The following is a 24150-nucleotide window of genomic DNA, read 5'->3' on the forward strand; positions in this document are numbered from 1 at the left end:
GCCCGGATGGGCGACCGCCTCAGCCTGCGCACAGCAACATCCAGCCAACTTTCAGCCATGAGCCGGATGGTTGACGGGTACCGGTGTGTTGAACCGGTCAGCGGGCCTCCCGCAAGGGCCCGTGCACCGAAGGAGAGATCGTGCATCACAACCGTCTCAAGACCGCAGCGCTGCTCGGCCTGTTGACCTCGCTGATCCTCGCGATCGGCTACTGGTTCGGCGGTAGCGGCGGTCTCGTCATCGCCGTCGTCGTCTCGTTGCTGATGAACGGCGTCACCTACTTCTACTCCGACAAGCTCGCACTGCGCTCGATGAAGGCGCAACCGGTCAGCGAGGCACAGTTCCCCGAGCTGTACCAGATGGTGCGGGAGCTCTCCACGCTCGCCGGCAAGCCGATGCCCCGGCTCTACGTGAGCCCGACCTCGCAGCCCAACGCGTTCGCCACGGGCCGTAACCCGGAGAACGCGGCGGTCTGCGTCACGCAGGGCATCGTGGAGGTCCTGGACTACCGGGAGCTGCGTGGCGTGATCGGCCACGAGCTGTCGCACGTCTACAACCGGGACATCCTGATCTCCAGCGTGGCGGCCGGCCTGGCCGGCATCATCACCATGCTGGCGAACCTCGCCTGGTTCATCCCGCTGGGCTCGTCCGACGACGAGGACGGCCCGAACCCGGCAGTGCTGCTCCTCACGCTGATCCTCGGCCCGATCGCCGCCACGGTGATCCAGCTCGCGATCAGCCGGAGCCGCGAGTTCCAGGCCGACAAGTCCGGCGCCGAGCTGAGCCGCGACCCGCTCGCACTGGCCAGCGCCCTCCGCAAGATCCACATGGGTACGCAGGCGCGTCCGCTGGCGCCGCAGGGCCAGCTCGCCAGCACCGCCCACCTGATGATCGACAACCCGTTCAAGCGGGGCGGCGGCATCGCCGCGATGTTCGCCACCCACCCGCCGATGGAGCAGCGGGTGGCCCGCCTGGAGCAGATGGCCCGCAACTCCGGGCCGGTGCAGTTCCAGCGCTGACCCGCCGTACGCCCACACCGCGCCCGCGTCCCCGACGCGGGCGCGGTGGTGTGTCCGGGCACAATGCGTTTCCCCCGGTCATGCCGCGCCGTTAGGGTCGAAACGTCTCCCACTCATTACCCTCCTGGAGGTCTGACAGTGGCCGCACTGCGCCAGTACCAGGGCGTCTGGCGGATCCCCGGCGCTCCGATGCTGCTGGTCCTCGGCATCATCGGGCGGCTCGGGATCGGCATGACCCCGCTGGCGCTGCTGCTCGTCGTCGAGCAGGTCACCGGCCGGTACTCCCTGGCCGCCGTCGCCGGGGGCATCTACGCGCTCTCCGGCGCCGCGCTCAGCCCGGTCGCCGGCCGGATCGCCGACCGGGTCGGACCCACCCCCGTCCTGCTGGCCACCGCGCTGGCCCACCCGTTCGCGCTGATCTGGCTGCTCACCGCCACCCGCTCCGACAGCGGCAACCTCGCGCTGATCTACCTGGCAGCGGGCCTCGCCGGAGCCACGTACCCGCCGCTCACCGCCGCGATCCGGGGCGCCTGGAACGACCTCACCGCACCCGCCACCGGCCGGGCGCAGCTGCGCAACACCGCGCTCGCCGCCGAGACCACCCTCTTCGAGGTCGTCTTCGTGATCGGCCCGCTGCTGGTGGCGGGCTTCGTGCTGTTCGCCGACGCCTCCGCCGCGCTCGTCGGCGCCGCCGTGGTCACCCTGGTCGGCACCGGCGCCGTCGCGCTCGGCCGGGTCATGCGCGGCTGGCGCCCGCACCCGCGCGAGCACCACGCCCGGGGCCTCGGCCCGCTGCGCCTCGGCGGCTTCCCCGCGCTGCTGCTCTGCGTGGCCAGCCTCGGCATCGCGTTCGGCGCCTCCGGCGTCATCGTCCCGGCCTTCGCCGGGAACTCCGGCGCCGACGACCCGGAGAGCCTGGCCGGCGTGCTGCTCGCCGTCTGGGGCGTCGGCAGCGCCATCGGTGGTTTCTGGTTCGGCGTACGCAAGCCCGCCGCCAACATGACCCGCCAGTTCGCCTGGCTGCTCGGCACCGTCGCGGCCAGCTTCGCCGTCTTCGCGGTGATGCCCGGCCCGGCCGCGCTCGGCGTCGCGCTGGTGCTCGGCGGCGCGGCCATCGCCCCCGCGCTCACCCTGGAGAACACGCTCGTCGGGCGGATCACCCCGGCGGGCATGCTGAACGAGGCGTACACCTGGGTGGTCACCATGTCGATCGCGGCGAGCGCCGCCGGCGGCTCGATCGCGGGTCTCATCATCGACCACGCCGGCGGCGTCTCCTGGGCGTTCGTCTTCGCCGGGGTGGCGGTCGCCGTCGGGGCCGCGGTCGCCGCGCTGCCCGGCGGCCCGATCGCCCGGGCCGAGGCCACAGCGGTACGCGCCGAGCAGACGCTCGTCGCCTGACCGCTCACCCGTCGCAGAGCGCTCCGGGGCCGTACCCGATCACCCGGCGCGCCCGCCCGGACGGGCTGGTCGTGCGGGCCCGCCTGGCCGCCGAGCATCGTGCCCAGCGGTACTGCCAGCCACGTCACCGAGAGCGGAGGCCGCGAGCCCCGGCAGAAGCCGGCGAAGTACCGGTTGGCGGAGCACCGGTCGATAGGGGAGGAACATTGCGAGAGCCATGGCTCCCACCCGACCGCACACCCGGCCCGTACCCCAAGGAAGTCGCCTGAAGGCAGAAAGGGCCGGAAGCGACGACTGCCGCTCCCGGCCCTCACATCCCGCACCGGTCCGGACCGTACGTGTGGCAGGGAACCGATGCGGTCACCTGCCACCACTCGATCGACCGGCGGTGGTCGTGCTTACCGGTAGTTGGTGAACTGGAGCGCCAGCCCGAAGTCCTCGCCCTTGAGCAGCGCGATGACGGCCTGGAGGTCGTCCTTCTTCTTGCCGGTGACGCGGAGCTGGTCGCCCTGGATCTGCGCCTGCACGCCCTTCGGGCCCTCGTCGCGGATCTTCTTGCTGATCGCCTTGGCCTTGTCCGAGTCGATGCCCTGCACCACCTTGGCGTCGATCTTGAAGATCTTGCCCGACTGCCGGGGCTCGCCCGCGTCGAGCGACTTCAGGGAGATGTTCCGCTTGACCAGCTTCTCCTTGAAGACGTCCAGCGCGGCCCGGACCCGTTCCTCGGTCTCCGCCTGGAGGCTGATCGCCTCCTCACCCGACCAGGAGATCTCGGCGCCGGTGCCGCGGAAGTCGAACCGCGTCGAGAGCTCCTTCTCCGACTGGCGGACGGCGTTGTCGACCTCCTGCCGGTCGACCTTGCTCACGATGTCGAACGACGGGTTCGCTGCCATGCTCATGCTCCTGCTGTCCGGCGGTCTGTCCTGGTCCGTCCCGCACTGACCAGCGTGGGACCTCCTGACGGTACCCGGTTGCGGTGGTGCCGGGGGCAACCGCTATCCTTGCTTCCGCTGCCGCGTTGCGACGCGGTGGTGTGCCCTGGCGGGTTGCCCGAGCGGCCAATGGGAGCGGACTGTAAATCCGTCGCGAAAGCTACAGAGGTTCGAATCCTCTACCCGCCACCAGGGATCGGCAAGGCCCTTGACCTGCGGAAATGCAAGGTCGGGGGCCTTCGTCGTCTCCGCGCGGTTTTACCACGGTCGACCCTGCTAGTCCGTCTGATCGGGCATGTAGCTGGCACGTACTGATGGGAGACGAGATGCCAGAGGGAAGGCCACCGATCCCCATGGCGATACAGCGGGACGTCCTGGTCGAGGCCGGCCACCGCTGCGCGATCCCGACGTGTCGCCAGGTGCCAACGGAGTTCGCTCACATTGACCCTTGGTGCAAGGTCCAAGAGCACACCTTCGCGAACATCATCGCTCTCTGCCCGACGTGTCACTCCCGTTACGATCAAGGGCACATCGATCGCAAGGCAATGTTCCAGTACAAGGCAAACCTCTCTGTTTTGAACCACCGCTACGGCGACCTTGAACGCAGGTTGTTGGAAATCTTCGCGGCGGAGCCCGAGATGTCCGTGATCCAGCTACCAGGTGGCTTCAGGATCATGCTTAGCTACCTGATCCGCGACGGTCTGCTGGTGCCGGTCGACCTGGGAGGACCGAAGGGCTTCATCATGGGGATGCCCATGATGGAGCATTTTGGCCTCACCCAGAGCGGCCGAGAGTTCGTTACGCGCTGGGCGCAAGCTCAACCGGTGGGCTGAGCCATTGCCTTGCAAGGATCAAGCCTGTTTGTCGGCTGGCGTCGACTGGTGCGGCTGACCTGCTCAACTCGTCGGTTGCCGCCGCTCGTCATCCACGCCTGTCGGCCAGCTTGGTTTTACCGGTGGCCGTACAGCCCAACGGACGTGCGGCCACGTGGGCAGCGGCCATCACCGGGATGCGGCCCGCTTGGCGTCCATCAGCTCAAGCATCTCGTCGCTGAGTCCGTGGATCGTGATGTCGTCGCGGTGGCTCTCCCACCGTTCGCGGTCGAGCACCAGGTTGATCTGCTCCTGGCGGGCACCCTCGAAAGCCCGGATTGTGGTGCCGTTCGACTGATAGCCAAGCGACCACGAGACTCCCAGCGACGGCGCGTTGGTGGACCAGGCGGCGGACTCGGCGCGCTCCGCTCCCAGCCCGGCGAACGCGAGATGCAGGATGGCGCCCCGCATCTCCTTGCCGTAACCACGCCGCTGGAACCGCCGCGCGATCCATGACCCCGTCGAGACGGTCTTGGTGATCCCGAAGCCCTGCGCGCCGATCTCCTGCACCCCGACGCAGACGCCATCGACCTTCACAGCCATTACCAGGTTCCATCTGCCCGGCCGCCAGTCCGCCAGGGACGCCCAGCAGTACCGCAGGAACGACCACTCGGCCTGGGGAGACGGCCCCGACTCCCACCCCGCTACCGGCGAACGCGCCAGAAAGCGGTCCTGCGGATCGTAGATGCCGGCTGCCGCATGAATCGCCAGTTCGGCAAGCTCGTCCTCACCCGGTACAACCAGCTCAAGCACGGACGTCGTCACCCGCACACCGCGCACGGGCCAGATATCGGCCAACGTCATCCGAGCATCATGCCCTGCCCTGCCCTCTGCCGTCGCCCAAAGGGGTTGGCGGATCTCCTTGCCGGGCAGTCGTAGACAGTCCAGCCTTCCCGAACGGGGACGCCCTACCGGACGAACGACCTTGGCCCCGTCCGGAAGGCTGGTAGCCCTTGTGGTGCCGGCCCGCCCGCTAGGCCCAGCGTCCGGGACGTGCAGTCGCTCAATCGGCAGCATCCTGCGACCTCGGCCTCCTCGATTTAGGGAGTGGCTATGGCTGTCGTTCCGGAGGTTCAGACCCGACATCTGAATCGGCTCTGCGGTGTGGTGGCGATTGGGACGCCGAGAGGCAGGAGGCCGAACCGCCGGTACAGGCTGGATCGGGGCGACGGGGGCCGGAGACGCCGACGACACCTGCGGAACTTGATCGGACCCCGCTCCGCGTACTCACACGAGGACCGCACCTCGTAGGTCCCTGACCGCACGTCGTCCCTGAGTCGGCCACTAGCCCTGCCGCTGCGCCGTCGCCCCAGGTGGGCTGTCGGACCGGCATCTGTCGGGCATGGGAGGAGAGATGAGCCGGAGAGCCCTTGACTGATGATTGACACGGTTCGTCCGGCGTGAAACCTTGCCTCAGGTATCGATGATGGTAGAGGCTGTCCGGGGAGCGGGAGGCCGAGGCGCGTGAGCCGTCACTGTGGCTGCGCGTGAGTCGGTGGAGGGCCTGATGAGGGAATCAGACGATAAGGTGCGCTTTACGCCTGAAGTCGCTGTGCGCGCCTTTCGTGGCGGCGGCCGGACTGATCGTGACCTCATCCTGGGCCGGAGGGTCGGGGCACGCCTGACGAACGGATGATTCCTCTGTTCGGGGCGTCATGGAGGCACGCGCAGCGCTTTTGTGGGTGCGTGTGGTGTGGCACGATCGTGGAACCTCCACCCTCTCTGAAATTCTCTCGACAGGAGCAATCATGTCTGGTCGAAGGCTGGGCCGGCTGCTTGGCTCACTCCTTGTGCTCGCCGCCCTCGTGGGCGGCAGTGTCGGCGGTGTCGATTTCGGCGGCATCAACGGGGGCATTCAGACCCTGGACATCGTCTGGCAGTGACCGGCTTCTCCGGTCTGCCGTCGAGCACGACGTCCGCGCGTCAGTCGGGCACGACACCAGCGCATCAGTCGGGCACGACTCGCACGCATCAGTCGGGCGACTGTCGGGGTCGACGACGGGGGCGGCGCGCCGCCAATCCGAAGGAGCGGCATGATCCGTCGCGATCAGTCACGACGCAGGTCCTCTGAGGACGCCTGGATCATCACGGCGCCGATGGCGCTCGTCGCGGTGGCGTGCGCCACGATGACCGGCCTGCTCGCCGACGATCCCTTCGGCCGCTGGCCGCAGGCGCTCCTCTTCCTGGGCCTCATGATCGTCGCCGGGCTGCCCCTGCTGAGCCTGGTCGTACGCCGGCAGACGCTCGGCGTCACCCTCACCGAGCTGCCGCTGGTCCTGGCGCTCTACTTCCTGCCGCCGCTGACTGTGGTGGTCATCTACACGCTGACGGCGGTCATCACGCACATCCGGCACCGGTTCTCGGCGCCGAAGGTCTGGTTCAACGTGGCGCGGGCTGCCGCCGGCACCTCGCTGGGGGTGCTGGTCCTCCAGGCGTTCCCGCCCATCCAGGGGGTCGGGCCACGCACCTGGGTGAGCATCGTCGCCGCCGTCAGCATGGTGCTGTTGGTGAGCGTCGTCAGCGTGGTCGCGGTGCACACCCTCCTGCACGGCTGGCAGACCGGGCGGGGCGCGCTGCGCAGCGCAAAGGCCGGTCTGCTGACGGCGGCCATCAACGTGTCCGTCGGGTTGATCGTGCTGATCCTGGTCCGCAGCACGTGGTGGTCGCTGCTGCTGCTGTCCGCCCTCGGCGCGGGGCTGGTCCTGGTCTACCGGTCGTACGCCCAGTTCTTCCGGCAGCACCGCACCCTCAGCGACCTGTACGACCTGACCCGTGCCGTGGTGGAGAGCGGGCAGAGCGGAACGCTCGCCGACGCCCTCCTCGGCCGGGTGCGGTCACTCATGCAGGCCGAGTACGCCACACTCTGGCTCCCGGCCCAGGGCCGGCACCCGGAGACGCTGCTGACCGCACGGGTCGACGACCCCGGCCTGCTCGACGAGGCACGTACGCCCCAGGCGTTGCGGGAGAAGGTGCGGTCGGCCCGTCGTACCGTGGCCGTCGGGCACGGCGTGACGACGGACGACGAGTTCCGCGCGGACCTCGCGGAGCGGCGGATCAAGGACGCGGTTGCCGTGCCGCTGCGGTCCGGGCCGGTGGTGATCGGCACCCTGGAGGTGGCCAACCGGCTCGGCGACGGCAACCACTTCACCCCGGCCGACATAGCGGTCTTCGAGACGGTGGCCGCCCACGCCGCGGTGGCCCTGGAGAACACCCGCCTGGTCGACCGGCTGCGGCACGACGCCGAGCACGACACGCTCACCAAGTTGCCCAACCGCCGGCGGATGACGGCGGCGGTGGCGGAGGCGGTCCGGATCGCGGCGCCCGGTGAGGTGGTGGCGCTGCTGCTGTTCGACGTCGACCGGCTCCGCGAGGTGAACGAGTCGCTTGGCCACGCGGCGGGCGACAAGGTGCTGGTCGAGGTGGCCGAGCGGCTGCGCGCCTGCGCGCCCTCCTCGGCGCTCGTCGGCCGGGCCGGCGGGGACGAGTTCCTGGTGACGCTCCGGCTGGAGAGCACCGAGGCGGCGCTGGACCTCGCCGCCCAGCTCCGGGAACAGATCCGCGACGAGATGGTCTTCGACGCGCTCACCCTGGACGTGGACACGGTCGTCGGCGTGGCCGTCCACCCCGACCACGGCAGTGACGCGGTGGCGCTGCTGCAACGCGTCGACCTGGCCGCCACCGCGGCCAAGTCGGTGCCGGGCAGCGTGCAGCTCTACAGTCCGGCGCTGGAGTCCCGGTCGCTGCGCCGGCTCGGCCTCGCCGGGGACCTGCAACGGGCGCTGGACGAGGGCGAGCTGGAGGTCTACTTCCAGCCCAAGGTCACGCTGCGGGACCGCCGCCTGGTGGGCGTGGAGTGCCTGGCCCGCTGGGAGCACCCGGCGCACGGCACGGTGGCGCCGGACGACTTCGTGGCGGTGGCCGAACACACCGGCCAGCTCGGCCGGCTCACCGAGTTCGTGCTCCGGGAGAGCCTGCGGCGCAGCCGCGACTGGAGCCACGGCGAACAGCCGCTGTCCGTCGCGGTCAACCTCGCCGCGCGTACGCTCACCGACCAGCACTTCCCGGCGCTGGTACGCGATCTGCTGGCCGAGTACGGCGTGCCGCCGCAGCAGCTGACGCTCGAGGTCACCGAGGCGGGCGTCCTGGACGGCACCGAACGTCCCATACCCACCCTGCGCAGCCTGCGGGACCTCGGTGTCCGGCTCTCGGTGGACGACTTCGGCACCGGTAACTCGTCGCTGGCGCAACTGCGCCGGCTGCCGGTGCACGAGGTGAAGGTGGACCGGTCGTTCGTGCAGGGCATGGCGACCGATCCGGGCGACCTGGCGATCGTCAACGCGGTGGTGACGCTGTCCCAGCAGTTCGGCCTGGCGGTGGTGGCCGAGGGTGTGGAGAGCGAGCTGACCCTGGAGCTGCTCCAGGACATCGGCTGTGAGATCGGCCAGGGCTTCCTGTTCAGCCGCCCGCTGCCGTACGAGCGGCTGGAGGCCTGGTTCGGTGCCCAGGTCGACCCGGAGACGGTGGTGGCGGGGGAGCTGCCGCGCCTGCGAGTGGTGCCCTGACCAGGGCGGACACTCACCTGGGGGATCCGATTTCACCTCCGCGACGCGGTCGTGTACTGTTTCCCCTGCGCGACACCCCCCAGGGGTGATCGGGCAGGCCCCCTTAGCTCAGTCGGCAGAGCGTCTCCATGGTAAGGAGAAGGTCTACGGTTCGATTCCGTAAGGGGGCTCAGAGGGTCCGGCTGGACCCGCCACGGCGGTGTAGCTCAGATGGCAGAGCAAGCGGCTCATAATCGCTGTGTCGCCGGTTCAAGTCCGGCCACCGCTACTCTCGTCCTCCGGGCCCAGCCCGGTGGCCGGTGGGATGGGCGCCACAGGCGCCCACTTTGCATGTCCGCGTCGTCAGCACGTAGGCTGACACGCCGTAGTTGTTATCCGTGAGCGAGGAAGGCACTCCGCCGTGGCGAAGGCGACCGATGTCCGGCCGAAGATCACTTTGGCGTGTGTGGAGTGCAAGGAGCGCAACTACATCACGCGCAAGAACCGCCGTAACGACCCGGACCGCATCGAGCTGAAGAAGTTCTGCCCCCGGGACGGCAAGCACACCGTCCACCGCGAGACCCGCTGATCGCGGCCGGCGCAGCCGGCACCGCACCAGCTTCTCGAACGCCGATCCACCTGACGGGTGGCCTCCGGGCCGCCCGACCGGGCGGATCGGCGTTCGTGTTTTCCGTGTAGGTTCGGCGGCATGTCCCTGGACCCGTCCTTCGTCGGCCGTACGTACCCGCCGACCGCCCCCTACCAGGTGGGCCGAGAAAAGATCCGCGAGTTCGCCACCGCCGTCGGCGCGACCGACCCGGCCCACCACGACCCGGAGGCGGCGCGGGCGCTCGGTCACCGCGACGTGGTGGCGCCGCCGACGTTCCCGGTGGTCGTCACCATGGCGGCCAACCGGCAGATCGTCGAGGATCCGGCGCTCGGTGTCGACTACAGCCGCGTGGTGCACGGCGACCAGCGGTTCGCGTACACCCGGCCGGTGGTGGCCGGGGACGAGCTGGTGTGCGTGAACACCATCGAGGAGGTCACCAGCCGGGGCGGGCACGGCTTCCTGACCACCCGCACGGACGTGAGCACCGTGGACGGTGAGCCGGTGGTCGCCGTCTGGTCCAAGATCGTCGTACGCGGGGAGGGCTGAGGACATGGAGCTGCCCACCCAGACGTACCGGGTGACCCGCGCGGATCTGGTCCGCTACGCGGGCGCCTCGGGCGACTTCAACCCGATCCACTGGAACGACCGCACCGCCACCGGCGTCGGGCTGCCGGGCGTCATCGCCCACGGCATGTTCACCATGGCCCTGGTCGGCCGGGCGGTGGCCGGCTGGGCCGGCGCGCCGGACGCGGTGGTCGACTTCGGCGTCCGGTTCACCCGCCCGGTGGTCGTCCCGGACACCGACGAGGGCACCGAGATCGAGGTGTCGGCGGTGGTCAAGGAGGTCACCGAAGACGGTCTGACCAGGCTGGACGTCACCGCCACCTGCCATGGTGAGAAGGTGCTGTCGCAGGCCCGGGCACTGATCCGCACGACGCGCTGAGGGTCCGCCCGACGCGCGAGGGGTAGACCGGTTGGGAAAGTCGCACGACTACCCGTACACTGGTCCGCCGTGGGGCAAGTGACCCCCGCTCGGCACAGCGTGTCCGGGTGGAGGTGAGTTGCCGCACAGGGGTGTAGCTCAATTGGCAGAGCAGCGGTCTCCAAAACCGCAGGCTGCAGGTTCAAGTCCTGTCACCCCTGCGCCTCAGGCCTGACCGTTCCGTGGGTCGCGCCGCCCTCACCGGCGGCGCTCGGCCCGTGGTGGTGGCATCGGTGGGGTGGCTCCGAGGCGTTCGGGACCTCCCGGCCGGTCCGCCGGCCGCGGCCCGTCGCGGGACGGTTGGTCCGGCCGGCGTGACCAACACGCCGCGCACGCCGCCCGGCGTGCGACCCCATATCCCGCACGGAGGGCGAAGTGGCCAAGAGCAAGCGCCGCGGCGAGGACGACGGCGACGAGCGTCTGGACGACGACGCGACCGTCGACGGCGTAGCCGACGACGACGTGGCCGACGACGACGCCACCGACGCGGACGAACCGGTCTCCCGGGGTGGCACCGCGACCCGTAAGCGGGCGCAGGCCGAGCCGGCCGAGGGCCGGAAGACCCGCAAGGACACCGAGCGGATCGGGCTGTTCGCCCGCATCGCGCGGTTCTTCCGCGAGGTCGTGGCAGAGCTGCGTAAGGTCATCTGGCCGACCCGCAAGGAGCTGCTGACCTACACGGCTGTGGTGGTCACCTTCGTCGCGGTGATGCTGGCGATCGTGGCCGGCCTGGACTACGGCTTCGCCAAGGCGGTGCTGTGGGTCTTCGGCGAGCCCAGCTGACCTGCGGACAGCGATACTGACGGAAGTGAGCGAGCGTGCCTGAGTACGACGAGACCGCCGGAACCCCGGACGAGCAGTCCACGGTGGCGACGGCGGCCAACAACGAGTCGGTCGAGGCCGCCAGCGAGCCGGAGTTCCCGACCACCGAGCCGGCCCCGGACGAGGACTTCGACCCGGTCGCCGAGCTGCGCCAGAAGCTGCGCTACGCGCCCGGCGACTGGTACGTGGTGCACTCGTACGCCGGCTACGAGAACAAGGTCAAGACCAACCTCGAGACCCGGATCACCTCCCTCGACATGGAGGACTTCATCTACCAGGTCGAGGTGCCGACCCGGGAAGAGGTCGAGGTCAAGAACGGCAAGCGGTCGCAGGTGCAGGCGAAGGTCTTTCCGGGCTACATCCTGGTCCGGATGGAGCTGACCGCCGAGTCCTACTCCTGCGTCCGGAACACCCCGGGGGTCACCGGCTTCGTCGGCGCGACCGACCGGGCCGACCGGCCGGCGCCGCTGAGCCTCGACGAGGTGCTCAAGTGGCTGGCTCCGGCGGTCGAGACCGAGCAGAAGAAGGCCAAGCCCGAGGTCAAGGTCCTCGACTTCGAGGTCGGCGACTCGGTCACCGTCACCGACGGCGCGTTCGCGTCGCTGCCGGCGACGATCAGCGAGATCAACGCCGACCAGCAGAAGCTCAAGGTGCTGGTGTCGATCTTCGGCCGGGAGACGCCGGTCGAGCTGAACTTCAACCAGGTCGCCAAGATCTGACGTACGTCGGCACCGGCGGCCCGCCCTCTCGGGGGTGGCCGCCGGTGCGCCGTTTCGCCGCCCGCCGACCTCGGCGCGGAGGGTGGCCGACGGCTGCGCTACCCTAGAACGTCGGCTGTCCGCACCGTGCTGACCGTGCGCGCCCGCGGACCGGCGAGAATCCCAGTTCCAAGCCCCAGGAAGAGACATGCCTCCGAAGAAGAAGCTCGTCAAGACGTTCACGCTTCAGCTCCCGGCGGGCCAGGCCACCCCGGCGCCGCCGGTCGGCCCCGCGCTCGGCCAGCACGGCGTGAACATCATGGAGTTCTGCAAGTCCTACAACGCGCAGACCGAGTCTCAGCGGGGCGACATCGTCCCCGCCGAGATCAGCGTCTACGAGGACCGCACGTTCACCTTCGTGCTGAAGACCCCGCCCGCCGCCCGGCTGCTGATCAAGGCCGCCGGTGTGCAGAAGGGCTCGGGCGTCCCGCACAAGGAGAAGGTCGGCTCGGTCACCCGCGCCCAGCTGCGCGAGATCGCCGAGAAGAAGATGGCGGATCTCAACGCCAACGACATCGACCAGGCCGAGAAGATCATCGCCGGCACCGCCCGGTCGATGGGCCTGACCGTCGCCGACTGACCTCGCTCCACCGCTCCACCCGATCTTTCTGTTCGTGGGAGGGCCGCGCACGCCGCGCGCCCGCCAGAGACCACAGGAGTCACCAGAAATGCAGCGCAGCAAGAGCTACCGCAAGGCCGCCGACGTCATCGACCGGTCGAAGCTCTACACCCCGGTCGAGGCCGTCAAGCTGGCCAAGGAGACCACCAACACCAAGTTCGACGCCACGGTCGAGGTCGCGATGCGCCTCGGCGTCGACCCCCGCAAGGCGGACCAGATGGTCCGCGGCACGGTCAACCTGCCGCACGGCACCGGTAAGACCGCCCGCGTGATCGTCTTCGCCGCCGGCGCGAAGGCCGAGGAGGCCGTCGCCGCGGGTGCGGACGAGGTGGGCACCGACGAGCTGGTCGCCCGTATCCAGGGTGGTTGGCTGGACTTCGACGCGGCGATCGCCACGCCCGACCAGATGGCCAAGATCGGCCGGATCGCGCGGATCCTGGGCCCGCGCGGTCTGATGCCGAACCCGAAGACCGGCACCGTGACCATGGACGTCACCAAGGCCGTCTCGGACATCAAGGGCGGCAAGATCACCTTCCGGGTGGACAAGCACTCCAACCTGCACCTGATCATCGGCAAGGCCTCCTTTTCGGAGAACCAGCTGGTGGACAACTACGCGGCGGTGCTGGACGAGGTGCTGCGGGCCAAGCCGTCCGCGGCCAAGGGCACCTACCTCAAGAAGGTCACCCTCACCACCACCATGGGCCCGGGCGTCCCGGTCGACCCGAAGGTCGTGAAGAACTTCCAGGAGGGCTCGGCCGAGGGCTGAGCACGCGTACTCCCGAACGGGGCCCCGCCACCACGCTGTGGCGGGGCCCCGTTCGTCCGTCCGGTGTGGCACTGTCGGCCGCATGAGGTTCGATGGCGTCTGGCTCCGCTACCACAGGCGCGGCCCGTGGGTGCTGCGGCAGGTCGACGTCGCGATCGGCCCGGGCGAGGCGGCTGTGGTGCTCGGCCGCAACGGCGCCGGCAAGTCCACGATCCTCCAGCTCGCCGCCGGGGTGCTGCGCCCGGGCCGGGGCCGAGTCGCCGACCGGCCGGCGGTCGTCGGCTGGGTGCCGGAGCGCTTCCCCGCCGACCAGCCGTTCACCGTCGGGGCCTACCTGTCCGGGATGGGCCGCGTCGCCGGCCTGTCCGGCGCCGCCGTCGACCGCGCGGTGCGCCACTGGGTGGAGCGGCTCGGCCTGACTCGCTTCCACGACGTGCGCCTGCCGCGGCTGTCCAAGGGCACCGCGCAGAAGGTCGGCCTGGCGCAGGCGCTGCTGCGCCCGCCCGGCCTGCTGGTGCTCGACGAGCCCTGGGAGGGGCTGGACGCCACCGCCCGCGAGTCGGTCCCCGAGATCATCGGCGAGGTGCTGGCCGACGGCGGCACGGTGCTGGTCAGCGACCACCGTGGTGAGACGGTCCGGCTGCCCGGCGCCCGGCACCTGTCGGTCGCCGACGGCTCGGTGACCGAGGCGGCGTCGTCGGGCGGCGCGGCCGTCGCCGTGGTCGAGCTGGCGGTGCCGGCCGCCGGGCTGTCCGCCGCCGTCGCCCGCCTGCGCGCCGACGGCCACCAGATCCTTCGGGTACGCGAACACGCCGTCCCGCCTCCCGCCACGCCCCCGGCGCCGGAGGTGGCCCGGTGATCGCGCTGACGCGGCTGCGGCTGACCGGCTTCGTGCGTACCGGACGGGCGCTGGCGCCGGTGCTGGCGGGTCTGCTCGTCCTCGGCGTCCTCTACGGCGGCGGCCGGGCGGAGCCGGCGGAGGCCTACGGCGTCTCCGCGGTGGTGCTGTTCCCGGTGCTGGCCTGGCAGACCAAGATCCTGCTGGACGTGGAACCCGACGTGCAGCGCCGGATGGCCCGGGTGGTGGCCGGGCCGGCCCGGGAACGGGCCGCCGGGCTGCTCGCGGCGCTGGTGGCGGGGCTCGTCGTGGTGCTCGTCGCGCTGGCGCTGCCGTGGCCGCTCGGTGGGTTGACCACGGCGGTCGAGCCGGGGGAGCGGCCGGTGCTCGTCGGGGTGGCCCTGGGGCTCTGGGCGCACCTGCTCGCGCTGCCGGCTGCGGTGGCGCTCGGCGCGCTCGCCAGCCGGGCGGTGACCCGCAGCGCCGGCTACGGGGTGGCGGTGCTGGTCACCGGCGCGGTCGGGGTCGTGGTGCTCGGGCTCTCCGGCTCGCTCGTGCCGTGGCTGGCCCCGCCGGTCATGGCGACCGCGCGGGCGGTCACCGGGCCGGTGGCGGCCGGCGAGGGGCTGCTGCTCACCGGCTGGGCGGCGCTCTGGGCGGCGGTGGCGTTGACCGGCTACGCCTGGGCACGGCGCACCCGGGCCTGAGCCGGGGTGACCGGGAGCACCCCGGGCGATTTGGTGCTGCGGCGCACGTCGCGTAACCTGGTGCGGTAGTTCCACCCAAAGACCGCTGGTCACCGTGCTCCGGCACGGTCGAAGGTCCCGCGACGACGGGCGACCCGCGCAGGGCGGTAAGCGAAACTCGGTGTCACGCACGGTCCGCCGACTGTGCCCGTGTCCCCGGCCCTCGCCCCGTGCGCCCTGCGCCGGGGCTTTTTCGTTGTCGTGATGCCTCCGCCGCCGTCGCCGAGCCCCGGCTCGCCGTCGGCGTACCAGCTCCGAGCAACGAGAGAGGAGGGACATGGCGGACAAGCCGATCCGGGCCGACAAGGCCACGGCCGTCGCCGAGCTGACCGAGAGCTTCCGCAACGCGGGAGCGACCGTGCTGACCGAGTACCGCGGGCTCACGGTCTCGCAGCTCACCCAGCTGCGGCGCTCGCTCGGCAAGGAGACCAGCTACACGGTCGCGAAGAACACGCTGGCCAAGCGTGCCGCGACCGATGCGGGCATCTCCGGCCTCGACGAGCTGTTCTCCGGTCCTACCGCGCTGACTTTCGTTTCGGGCGACGTCGTCGAGGCGGCGAAGGGGCTTCGTGACTTCGCGAAGGCCAACCCGAAGCTCGTCATCAAGGGCGGTGTCTTCGAGGGCAAGGCCATTTCCGCGGCCGAGGTCACGAAGCTCGCCGACCTGGAGTCCCGCGAGGTGCTGCTGGCCAAGCTGGCCGGCGCCATGAAGGGCAACCTGAGCAAGGCCGCGGCCCTGTTCCAGGCTCCGCTCTCCAAGGCCGCCCGCGCGGCGGCCGCCCTGGCGGACAAGAAGCGCGAGCAGGAGGGCGCCGAGGCGGCCTGAGGCCCTCCCGGCGCACCACGTTCTTAGTTTTCATTGCGAGAAAGGACGCCAGACATGGCGAAGCTCAGCACCGAAGAGCTGCTCGACGCGTTCAAGGAGATGACGCTGATCGAGCTCTCCGAGTTCGTGAAGCAGTTCGAGGACACCTTCGAGGTCACCGCCGCCGCTCCGGTCGCCGTGGCCGGCCCGGCCGGTCCGGGTGCCCCGGCCGCCGAGGCCGAGCCGGAGAAGGACGAGTTCGACGTCATCCTCGACGCCGACGGTGGCAAGAAGATCCAGGTCATCAAGGTCGTGCGTGAGCTGACCGGCCTGGGCCTCAAGGAGGCCAAGGACCTGGTCGAGGCCGCTCCGAAGGCCGTTCTGGAGAAGGCCAACAAGGAGACCGCCGAGAAGGCCAAGGCCAAGCTCGAGGGTGAGGGCGCCAAGGTCACCCTCAAGTGACCTTGCTCCACCTGACGCGCGTCCGGCTCACGTGAGCCGGGGCACACCGCGTCGCGGCGGGCGGTGATCCGGGAGACCGGGTCACCGCCCGCCGTGTTGGTGCCACCCGCGGGCGAACGGCGTGAGCAGGGCGTACAGCGTCCTCTCATCGGCCGGTCAGCGACGTCTGCCGGTAGCCCGTCGGTGGGAAAGACACCCCGAGCGGTAACCGGCCCTTGACGCGGCACCGGCCTGCCAGGCACGCTGAACATCAGCAAGACCTTCCGCGCTTGCAACGGCCGCCTCTCGGGTAAGGGCAACGGCAGCACCGCCGCCGCGGCACCCGAGCGGACCGGCAGGAGCGTCGCGTTCCGAGCGGCCCGGTCGACCCGGTTTTCCGAGGTCCCAGGGCTTGTTCCGCGACGACCTGCGGGTTGGGCTGGACAGCGGTTAGCCTCTCGGCTACACTGCTAGTTTGCGCTGCCTTCCGACTTGACCCCTGCTCGGAAATGTCCGATTGTGGATATTTCTGGTGGGGTCATTGGAGTGCACGCGTACCAGCCGTTCTGCAGCACCGGTCCTCGGAAGGACGCATCTTGGCAGCTTCCCGCCCTGCGAAGACCAGTCGTACGTCGAGCGCATTCGCGCCCCGCCGAGTTTCTTTCGGTCGGATCACCGAACACCTCGAGGTCCCCAACCTCCTCGCCATCCAGAACGAGTCCTTCGACTGGCTCGTCGGCAACGAGGCTTGGCAGGGCCGGTCGGCGGACGACCCGCACGCACGCTCGGGTCTCGCGGAGATCCTCGACGAGATCAGTCCCATTGAGGACTTCTCCGGCACCATGTCGCTCTCCTTCTCGGCTCCGCGCTTCGACGAGGTCAAGGCCTCGATCGAGGAGTGCAAGGAGAAGGACCTGACCTACTGCGCGCCGCTGTTCGTGACCGCGGAGTTCACCAACAACACCACTGGCGAGATCAAGAGCCAGACGGTGTTCATGGGTGACTTCCCGATGATGACGCCGAAGGGCACCTTCATCATCAACGGCACCGAGCGCGTCGTGGTCAGCCAGCTCGTCCGCTCGCCGGGCGTGTACTTCGACAAGCAGCCGGACAAGACCTCCGACCGCGACCTCTCCAGCGTCAAGGTCATCCCGAGCCGGGGTGCCTGGCTGGAGTTCGACATCGACAAGCGCGACACGGTCGGCGTTCGCATCGACCGCAAGCGCCGCCAGGCCGTCACCGTCCTGCTCAAGGCCATCGGGTGGTCCGCCGAGCGCATCCGTGAGAAGTTCGGCTGGTCCGAGCTCATGATGACCACGCTCGAGAAGGACCACATCGCCGGCCAGGACGAGGCCCTGCTCGACATCTACCGGAAGCTCCGCCCTGGCGAGCCGCCGACCCGTGAGAACGCCCAGACCCTGCTCGACAACCTCTTCTTCAACCCGAAGCGGTACGACGTCGCCAAGGTCGGGCGCTACAAGTTCAACAAGAAGCTCGAGCTGGACGTGCCGATCACCACCGGCACGCTCACCGAGGACGACATCGTCGCCACCGTGGAATACCTCTGCCGGCTGCACGCCGGTGAGGAGGGCTACGAGGCCGACGACATCGACCACTTCGGCAACCGTCGCCTGCGTACCGTGGGCGAGCTGATCCAGAACCAGGTCCGGGTGGGTCTCTCCCGGATGGAGCGGGTCGTCCGCGAGCGGATGACCACCCAGGACGTCGAGGCGATCACGCCGCAGACCCTGATCAACATCCGCCCGGTGGTGGCGGCGATCAAGGAGTTCTTCGGTACGTCGCAGCTGTCCCAGTTCATGGACCAGACCAACCCGCTGGCGGGCCTGACCCACCGGCGCCGGCTGAGCGCGCTCGGCCCGGGTGGTCTGTCCCGCGAGCGGGCCGGCTTCGAGGTCCGGGACGTGCACCCGTCCCACTACGGCCGGATGTGCCCGATCGAGACGCCGGAAGGCCCGAACATCGGCCTGATCGGCGCGCTGTCCACGTTCGCCCGGGTCAACCCGTTCGGCTTCATCGAGACGCCGTACCGGAAGGTCATCGACGGCCGGGTCACCGACCAGATCGACTACCTGACCGCGGACGAGGAGGACCGGTTCGTCAAGGCGCAGGCAAACGCCCCGCTGAAGTCGGACGGCACCTTCGCCGAGGATCGCGTCCTGGTCCGCCGTAAGGGCGGCGAGACCGAGGACGTCGCGCCGGGCGCCGTGGACTACATGGACGTGTCGCCGCGGCAGATGACCTCGGTCGCCACCGCGATGATCCCGTTCCTGGAGCACGACGACGCCAACCGCGCGCTCATGGGCGCGAACATGCAGCGTCAGGCGGTGCCGCTGGTCAAGGCCGAGGCCCCGCTGGTCGGTACGGGCATGGAGTACCGCGCCGCGGTGGACGCCGGCGACGTGGTCGTCGCCGAGGTCGGCGGTGTGGTCGAGGACCTGTGCGCGGACTACATCACGGTCCACCAGGACGACGGCCACCGCCGGACGTACCTGCTGCACAAGTTCCGCCGCTCCAACGCCGGCTCCTGCGTCAACCAGAAGCCGGTCGTCTTCGAGGGCGACCGCGTCGAGGCCGGCCAGGTCATCGCCGACGGTCCGTGCACCGACGAGGGCGAGATGGCGCTCGGGCGCAACCTGCTCGTGGCGTTCATGTGCTGGGAGGGCCACAACTACGAGGACGCGATCATCCTGTCGCAGCGCCTCGTGCAGCAGGACGTGCTCACCTCGATCCACATCGAGGAGCACGAGGTCGACGCCCGGGACACCAAGCTCGGCCCGGAGGAGATCACCCGCGACATCCCGAACGTCAGCGAGGAGATGCTCGCCGACCTCGACGAGCGCGGCATCATCCGGATCGGCGCCGAGGTCGTCCCCGGTGACATCCTGGTCGGCAAGGTCACCCCGAAGGGTGAGACCGAGCTGACCCCCGAGGAGCGGCTGCTCCGCGCGATCTTCGGTGAGAAGGCGCGCGAGGTCCGCGACACCTCGCTGAAGGTGCCGCACGGCGAGACCGGAACGGTCATCGGTGTGCGTACCTTCTCCCGCGAGGACGGCGACGAGCTGCCCCCGGGCGTGAACGAGCTGGTCCGGGTCTACGTGGCCCAGAAGCGCAAGATCCAGGACGGTGACAAGCTCGCGGGCCGCCACGGCAACAAGGGCGTCATCTCCAAGATCCTGCCGATCGAGGACATGCCGTTCCTGGAGGACGGCACCCCGGTCGACATCGTGCTGAACCCGCTCGGTGTGCCGTCCCGGATGAACATCGGCCAGGTCCTGGAGACCCACCTCGGGTGGGTGGCCAAGACCGGCTGGAGCGTGGACGGCGACGACGCCGAGTGGAAGCGCCAGCTCCGCTCGATCAACGCGCACGAGTCCGAGCCGGACACCAACGTGGCCACTCCGGTCTTCGACGGTGCCCGCGAGGAGGAGATCTCCGGTCTGCTGGCGTCGACCCTGCCCAACCGGGACGGCAACCAGCTCATCGGCGGCAGCGGCAAGGCGCAGCTGTTCGACGGTCGTTCCGGCGAGCCGCTGCCCGACCCGATCGCGGTCGGCTACGTCTACATCCTGAAGCTCAACCACCTGGTCGACGACAAGATCCACGCCCGGTCGACCGGCCCGTACTCGATGATCACGCAGCAGCCGCTGGGCGGTAAGGCGCAGTTCGGTGGCCAGCGCTTCGGTGAGATGGAGTGCTGGGCCATGCAGGCGTACGGCGCCGCCTACGCCCTGCAGGAGCTGCTGACCATCAAGTCCGACGACGTCCTGGGCCGGGTCAAGGTCTACGAGGCGATCGTCAAGGGCGAGAACATCCCCGAGCCGGGCATCCCGGAGTCGTTCAAGGTGCTGCTCAAGGAGCTGCAGTCGCTGTGCCTCAACGTCGAGGTGCTCTCCAGCGACGGTGTGGCCCTGGAGATGCGCGAGACCGACGACGAGGTGTTCCGGGCGGCGGAGGAGCTGGGCATCGACCTGTCCCGGCGCGAGCCGAGCTCGGTCGAAGAGGTCTGAGGTGGTGATCCGGGGCAGGGTGACCCTGCCCCGGATCCCACTCGTTAGCTAGCAGTACAGACGACGACATAGGGGACATAGTGCTCGACGTCAACTTCTTCGACGAGCTGCGCATCGGCCTCGCCACCGCTGACGACATCCGTCAGTGGTCCCACGGCGAGGTAAAGAAGCCCGAGACCATCAACTACCGCACCCTCAAGCCGGAGAAGGACGGGCTCTTCTGCGAGAAGATCTTCGGTCCGCAGCGGGACTGGGAGTGCTACTGCGGTAAGTACAAGCGGGTCCGATTCAAGGGCATCATCTGCGAGCGCTGTGGCGTCGAGGTGACCCGCTCCAAGGTTCGCCGGGAGCGGATGGGTCACATCGAGCTGGCCGCTCCGGTGACCCACATCTGGTACTTCAAGGGCGTGCCGAGCCGGCTGGGTTACCTGCTGGACCTCGCCCCGAAGGACCTCGAAAAGATCATCTACTTCGCCTCGTACGTCGTGACGAGCGTGGACGCCGAAGCGCGTCACCGCGACCTCTCGACCATCGAGAACGAGATCCTGGCCGAGAAGCGGCAGGCGGAGAACAGCCGCGACTCGGAGATCGAGAAGCGGGCCGCCAAGCTGGAGGCCGACCTGGCCGAGCTGGAGGCCGAGGGCGCGAAGGCGGACGTCCGGCGCAAGGTCAAGGAGGGCGGAGAGCGCGAGATGCGCCAGATCCGCGACCGGGCCCAGCGCGAGATCGACCGCCTCGACGAGGTCCTCGACACCTTCCGCAAGCTGGAGCCGAAGCAGCTGGTCACCGACGAGCTGCTCTACCGCGAGCTGCGCGACCGCTTCGGTGAGTACTTCACCGGCAGCATGGGCGCCGAGGCGATCAAGGCCCTGGTCCAGAACATGGACCTGGAGGCCGAGGCGGAGAACCTGCGCGAGACGATCCGCTCCGGCAAGGGCCAGCGGAAGATCCGGGCGCTCAAGCGGCTCAAGGTCGTCGCGGCGTTCCAGAACACCCGCAACTCGCCGCTCGGCATGGTGCTGGACTGCGTCCCGGTCATCCCGCCGGACCTGCGCCCGATGGTGCAGCTCGACGGTGGCCGCTTCGCGACCTCCGACCTGAACGACCTGTACCGGCGTGTGATCAACCGGAACAACCGCCTCAAGCGGCTGATCGACCTCGGCGCGCCCGAGATCATCGTCAACAACGAGAAGCGGATGCTCCAGGAGGCCGTCGACGCGCTGTTCGACAACGGCCGTCGTGGTCGTCCGGTCACCGGCCCGGGTAACCGGCCGCTGAAGTCGCTGTCCGACATGCTCAAGGGCAAGCAGGGCCGGTTCCGCCAGAACCTGCTGGGTAAGCGCGTCGACTACTCCGGCCGTTCGGTCATCGTGGTCGGCCCGAAGCTCAAGCTGCACCAGTGCGGCCTGCCCAAGCAGATGGCGCTGGAGCTGTTCAAGCCGTTCGTGATGAAGCGGCTGGTCGACCTCAACCACGCCCAGAACATCAAGTCCGCCAAGCGGATGGTCGAGCGGCAGCGGCCGGTCGTGTGGGACGTGCTGGAAGAGGTCATCGGCGAGCACCCGGTGCTGCTGAACCGCGCGCCGACCCTGCACCGTCTGGGCATCCAGGCCTTCGAGCCGCAGCTGGTCGAGGGCAAGGCCATCCAGATCCACCCGCTGGTCTGCACCGCGTTCAACGCCGACTTCGACGGTGACCAGATGGCGGTGCACGTGCCGCTGTCCGCCGAGGCCCAGGCCGAGGCGCGGATCCTGATGCTGTCGTCGAACAACATCCTCAAGCCGGCCGACGGCAAGCCGGTCACCATGCCCACCCAGGACATGGTCATCGGTCTCTACCACCTCACCCACCTCACCCCGGGTGGCAAGGGCGAGGGCCGGGCGTTCAGCTCGGACGCCGAGGCGCGGATGGCGTACGACAACGGCGAGCTGCACCTGCAGGCGCCGGTCCGGATCCGGCTGCGCGACGTGGTCGGCGTGGACAACGGCGCCGGCGCCGAGCCGTGGACCGCCCCCGAGGGGTGGACCGAGGGCGAGCCGGTGACCGTGGAGACCACGCTGGGCCGGGTCCTGTTCAACGAGACGCTGCCCCCGGGCTACCGCTTCGTGAACTACGAGATCCGCAAGGGCCAGCTCTCCGCGATCGTCAACGACCTCGCCGAGCGGTTCCCGAAGGTGGCCCTGGCGGCCACCCTGGACGGGCTCAAGGAGGCCGGTTTCCACTGGGCCACCTGGTCCGGCGTCACCATCGGCATGGAGGACGTCATCGCTCCGCCGCGCAAGCGGGAGATCCTGGAGCGGTACGAGAAGGAAGCCGACCGGATCGACAAGCAGTACCAGCGTGGTCTGATGACCGCCGAGGAGCGCCGCGGCGAGCTCATCGAGATCTGGACCAAGGCGACAAACGAGGTCGCCAAGGAGATGGACACCGCGCTGCCGCAGGAGAACCCGCTGTGGAAGATGATCAACTCGGGTGCCCGCGGTAACCTGCTCCAGCTCCGGCAGATCGCGGCGATCCGTGGTCTGGTGGCCAACCCCAAGGGCGAGATCATCCCGCGACCCATCAAGGCGTCGTACCGGGAGGGTCTGTCCGTGCTGGAGTACTTCATCTCCACGCACGGTGCCCGCAAGGGTCTCGCGGACACCGCCCTGCGTACCGCCGACTCGGGTTACCTGACCCGGCGTCTGGTGGACGTCTCGCAGGACGTCATCATCCGCGAGGAGGACTGCGGCACCGACCGCGCCATCCCGATGCAGGTCGGCGAGCGCATCGACGGCAAGCTGGTCGTGCACGAGCACGCCGAGACCAGCGTGCACGCCCGGACGCTGGCCGACGACATCAAGGGGCCGGACGGCACCGTGGTGGCGCACCGCGGCCAGGACATCAACTCGATCCTGGTGGACGCGATCGTCGCCGCCGGGACCGAGACGGTGCGGGTGCGCAGCGTGCTCACCTGCGAGTCGAAGCTGGGCGTCTGCGGTGCGTGCTACGGCCGCTCGCTGCCGACCGGCAAGACCGTGGACGTCGGCGAGGCGGTCGGCATCATCGCCGCCCAGTCGATCGGTGAGCCGGGTACGCAGCTGACGATGCGTACCTTCCACACCGGTGGTGTCGCGGGTGAGGACATCACCCAGGGTCTGCCCCGTGTCCAGGAGATCTTCGAGGCCCGGGTGCCGAAGGGTAAGGCGCCCATCGCCGACACCCCCGGCCGCATCCGGATCGAGGACGGCGAGCGGTCCCGCAAGATCGTGGTCATCCCGGATGACGGCAGCGACGAGATCGTCTACGACAAGATCTCGAAGCGGGTCCGGCTCCGGGCGCACGACGGCGACCACGTCGAGGTCGGCGAGAAGCTCACCGAGGGCACCATCGACCCGCACGAGCTGCTGCGCATCCTCGGCCCGCGCGCGGTCCAGGTCCACCTGACCCAGGAGGTCCAGGAGGTCTACCGCTCGCAGGGTGTGCTCATCCACGACAAGCACATCGAGATCATCATCCGCCAGATGCTCAAGCGGGTGACCGTGATCGACTCCGGCTCGACCGAGTTCCTGCCGGGTGTGCTTGTCGACCGGGCGCTGTTCGAGTCGGAGAACCGCCGGCTCGTCGGCGAGGGTGGCGAGCCCGCCGCCGGTCGCCCGGTGCTGATGGGTATCACCAAGGCCTCGCTGGCCACGGATTCCTGGCTGTCGGCGGCCTCCTTCCAGGAGACCACCCGGGTGCTGACGGACGCGGCGATCCACGCCCGCAGCGACTCGCTGATCGGCCTCAAGGAGAACGTGATCATCGGTAAGCTCATCCCGGCCGGTACGGGCATCAGCAAGTACCGCAACGTCCGGGTCGAGCCGACCGAGGAGGCGAAGGCCAAGGTCTACTCGATGACCGGCTACCCGGAGACCGACTACGGCTTCGGGCCGGCCAGCGGCCAGGCGGTTCCGCTGGACGACTTCGACTTCGGGTCGTACCGCTAAGCAGT

The 24150-nt window shown here is 69.5% G+C and carries 20 protein-coding genes and 4 tRNA genes; 22 read left to right on the forward strand and 2 right to left on the reverse strand.

Annotated features, from left to right (window positions below):
* The first annotated feature begins 140 nt into the window (after positions 1 to 140).
* Positions 141 to 1019 carry a zinc metalloprotease HtpX gene (htpX, locus tag ACGFIA_RS11545; protein ID WP_357383503.1) on the forward strand — a complete coding sequence of 293 codons (879 nt, stop codon included), beginning with the start codon at positions 141 to 143 and terminating at the stop codon, positions 1017 to 1019.
* Between the two features lie 138 nt (positions 1020 to 1157).
* Positions 1158 to 2417: an MFS transporter gene (locus ACGFIA_RS11550; RefSeq protein ID WP_357383506.1), complete on the forward strand. Its 1260-nt coding sequence runs from the start codon at positions 1158 to 1160 to the stop codon at positions 2415 to 2417.
* A 398-nt stretch (positions 2418 to 2815) separates the two neighbouring features.
* Here the strand turns inward: ACGFIA_RS11550 and ACGFIA_RS11555 are convergent, their stop codons facing one another.
* A complete protein-coding gene (locus ACGFIA_RS11555; RefSeq protein ID WP_013473720.1) occupies positions 2816 to 3310 on the reverse strand; it encodes a YajQ family cyclic di-GMP-binding protein in 495 nt (164 codons plus the stop codon).
* 147 nt (positions 3311 to 3457) lie between these two features.
* On the opposite strand from ACGFIA_RS11555, the gene ACGFIA_RS11560 reads away from it, so the two are divergent.
* Positions 3458 to 3541 (forward strand) — tRNA-Tyr (locus ACGFIA_RS11560).
* Positions 3542 to 3675: 134 nt separating this feature from the next.
* Positions 3676 to 4182, forward strand: a complete 507-nt coding sequence (locus ACGFIA_RS11565; protein WP_393259717.1) for an HNH endonuclease signature motif containing protein — start codon at positions 3676 to 3678, stop codon at positions 4180 to 4182.
* A gap of 168 nt (positions 4183 to 4350) precedes the next feature.
* On the opposite strand, the gene ACGFIA_RS11570 is transcribed toward ACGFIA_RS11565, so the two are convergent.
* Positions 4351 to 5025, reverse strand: coding sequence for a GNAT family N-acetyltransferase (locus ACGFIA_RS11570; RefSeq protein WP_357479865.1), 675 nt, complete (start codon positions 5023 to 5025; stop codon positions 4351 to 4353).
* Between the two features lie 944 nt (positions 5026 to 5969).
* Between ACGFIA_RS11570 and ACGFIA_RS11575 the strand changes: the two genes are divergently transcribed.
* The 18 genes from ACGFIA_RS11575 to ACGFIA_RS11660 all read left to right on the forward strand — a co-directional run bounded on the left by ACGFIA_RS11575 (position 5970) and on the right by ACGFIA_RS11660 (position 24145).
* Positions 5970 to 6104: a hypothetical protein gene (locus tag ACGFIA_RS11575; protein WP_357383512.1), complete on the forward strand. Its 135-nt coding sequence runs from the start codon at positions 5970 to 5972 to the stop codon at positions 6102 to 6104.
* A 150-nt stretch (positions 6105 to 6254) separates the two neighbouring features.
* Entirely contained in the window at positions 6255 to 8783 is a 2529-nt protein-coding gene (locus tag ACGFIA_RS11580; RefSeq protein WP_357383514.1) for a bifunctional diguanylate cyclase/phosphodiesterase, read from the forward strand.
* Between the two features lie 97 nt (positions 8784 to 8880).
* A tRNA-Thr gene (locus ACGFIA_RS11585) sits at positions 8881 to 8953 on the forward strand.
* A 25-nt stretch (positions 8954 to 8978) separates the two neighbouring features.
* Positions 8979 to 9051, forward strand: a tRNA-Met gene (locus ACGFIA_RS11590).
* A gap of 132 nt (positions 9052 to 9183) precedes the next feature.
* On the forward strand, positions 9184 to 9351 hold the full coding sequence (gene rpmG / locus ACGFIA_RS11595) for a 50S ribosomal protein L33 (RefSeq protein WP_013288652.1): 168 nt from the start codon (positions 9184 to 9186) through the stop codon (positions 9349 to 9351).
* Positions 9352 to 9471: 120 nt separating this feature from the next.
* Positions 9472 to 9918, forward strand: coding sequence for a MaoC family dehydratase N-terminal domain-containing protein (locus tag ACGFIA_RS11600; RefSeq protein WP_357383516.1), 447 nt, complete (start codon positions 9472 to 9474; stop codon positions 9916 to 9918).
* Positions 9919 to 9922: 4 nt separating this feature from the next.
* On the forward strand, positions 9923 to 10315 hold the full coding sequence (locus ACGFIA_RS11605; RefSeq protein ID WP_357383518.1) for a MaoC family dehydratase: 393 nt from the start codon (positions 9923 to 9925) through the stop codon (positions 10313 to 10315).
* Between the two features lie 127 nt (positions 10316 to 10442).
* Positions 10443 to 10515 (forward strand) — tRNA-Trp (locus tag ACGFIA_RS11610).
* Between the two features lie 214 nt (positions 10516 to 10729).
* Positions 10730 to 11137 (forward strand): preprotein translocase subunit SecE, encoded by a 408-nt coding sequence (gene secE / locus ACGFIA_RS11615; protein ID WP_357383520.1) that lies wholly within the window; start codon positions 10730 to 10732, stop codon positions 11135 to 11137.
* A 35-nt stretch (positions 11138 to 11172) separates the two neighbouring features.
* Positions 11173 to 11895 carry a transcription termination/antitermination protein NusG gene (gene nusG, locus ACGFIA_RS11620; RefSeq protein ID WP_073828961.1) on the forward strand — a complete coding sequence of 241 codons (723 nt, stop codon included), beginning with the start codon at positions 11173 to 11175 and terminating at the stop codon, positions 11893 to 11895.
* 187 nt (positions 11896 to 12082) lie between these two features.
* A complete protein-coding gene (gene rplK, locus ACGFIA_RS11625) occupies positions 12083 to 12514 on the forward strand; it encodes a 50S ribosomal protein L11 (RefSeq protein WP_013288647.1) in 432 nt (143 codons plus the stop codon).
* Positions 12515 to 12602: 88 nt separating this feature from the next.
* Positions 12603 to 13319 carry a 50S ribosomal protein L1 gene (gene rplA / locus ACGFIA_RS11630; RefSeq protein WP_357383523.1) on the forward strand — a complete coding sequence of 239 codons (717 nt, stop codon included), beginning with the start codon at positions 12603 to 12605 and terminating at the stop codon, positions 13317 to 13319.
* Between the two features lie 82 nt (positions 13320 to 13401).
* Positions 13402 to 14178: an ATP-binding cassette domain-containing protein gene (locus tag ACGFIA_RS11635; RefSeq protein WP_357383525.1), complete on the forward strand. Its 777-nt coding sequence runs from the start codon at positions 13402 to 13404 to the stop codon at positions 14176 to 14178.
* Entirely contained in the window at positions 14175 to 14864 is a 690-nt protein-coding gene (locus tag ACGFIA_RS11640) for a hypothetical protein (protein ID WP_357383527.1), read from the forward strand. The genes ACGFIA_RS11635 and ACGFIA_RS11640 overlap by 4 nt, the downstream gene beginning before the upstream one ends.
* Positions 14865 to 15180: 316 nt before the next feature.
* Positions 15181 to 15729, forward strand: a complete 549-nt coding sequence (gene rplJ / locus ACGFIA_RS11645) for a 50S ribosomal protein L10 (RefSeq protein WP_120573081.1) — start codon at positions 15181 to 15183, stop codon at positions 15727 to 15729.
* A 54-nt stretch (positions 15730 to 15783) separates the two neighbouring features.
* Entirely contained in the window at positions 15784 to 16170 is a 387-nt protein-coding gene (rplL, locus tag ACGFIA_RS11650) for a 50S ribosomal protein L7/L12 (protein WP_357383530.1), read from the forward strand.
* Between the two features lie 575 nt (positions 16171 to 16745).
* Positions 16746 to 20177, forward strand: a complete 3432-nt coding sequence (locus ACGFIA_RS11655) for a DNA-directed RNA polymerase subunit beta (RefSeq protein ID WP_013288641.1) — start codon at positions 16746 to 16748, stop codon at positions 20175 to 20177.
* A gap of 80 nt (positions 20178 to 20257) precedes the next feature.
* Complete coding sequence (locus ACGFIA_RS11660; RefSeq protein WP_043328234.1) at positions 20258 to 24145, forward strand: DNA-directed RNA polymerase subunit beta'; 3888 nt, start codon at positions 20258 to 20260, stop codon at positions 24143 to 24145.
* The last annotated feature ends 5 nt before the right edge of the window (positions 24146 to 24150 follow it).

The sequence above is a fragment of the Micromonospora sp. NPDC049203 genome (genome assembly GCF_043197215.1).
Lineage (GTDB): Bacteria > Actinomycetota > Actinomycetes > Mycobacteriales > Micromonosporaceae > Micromonospora.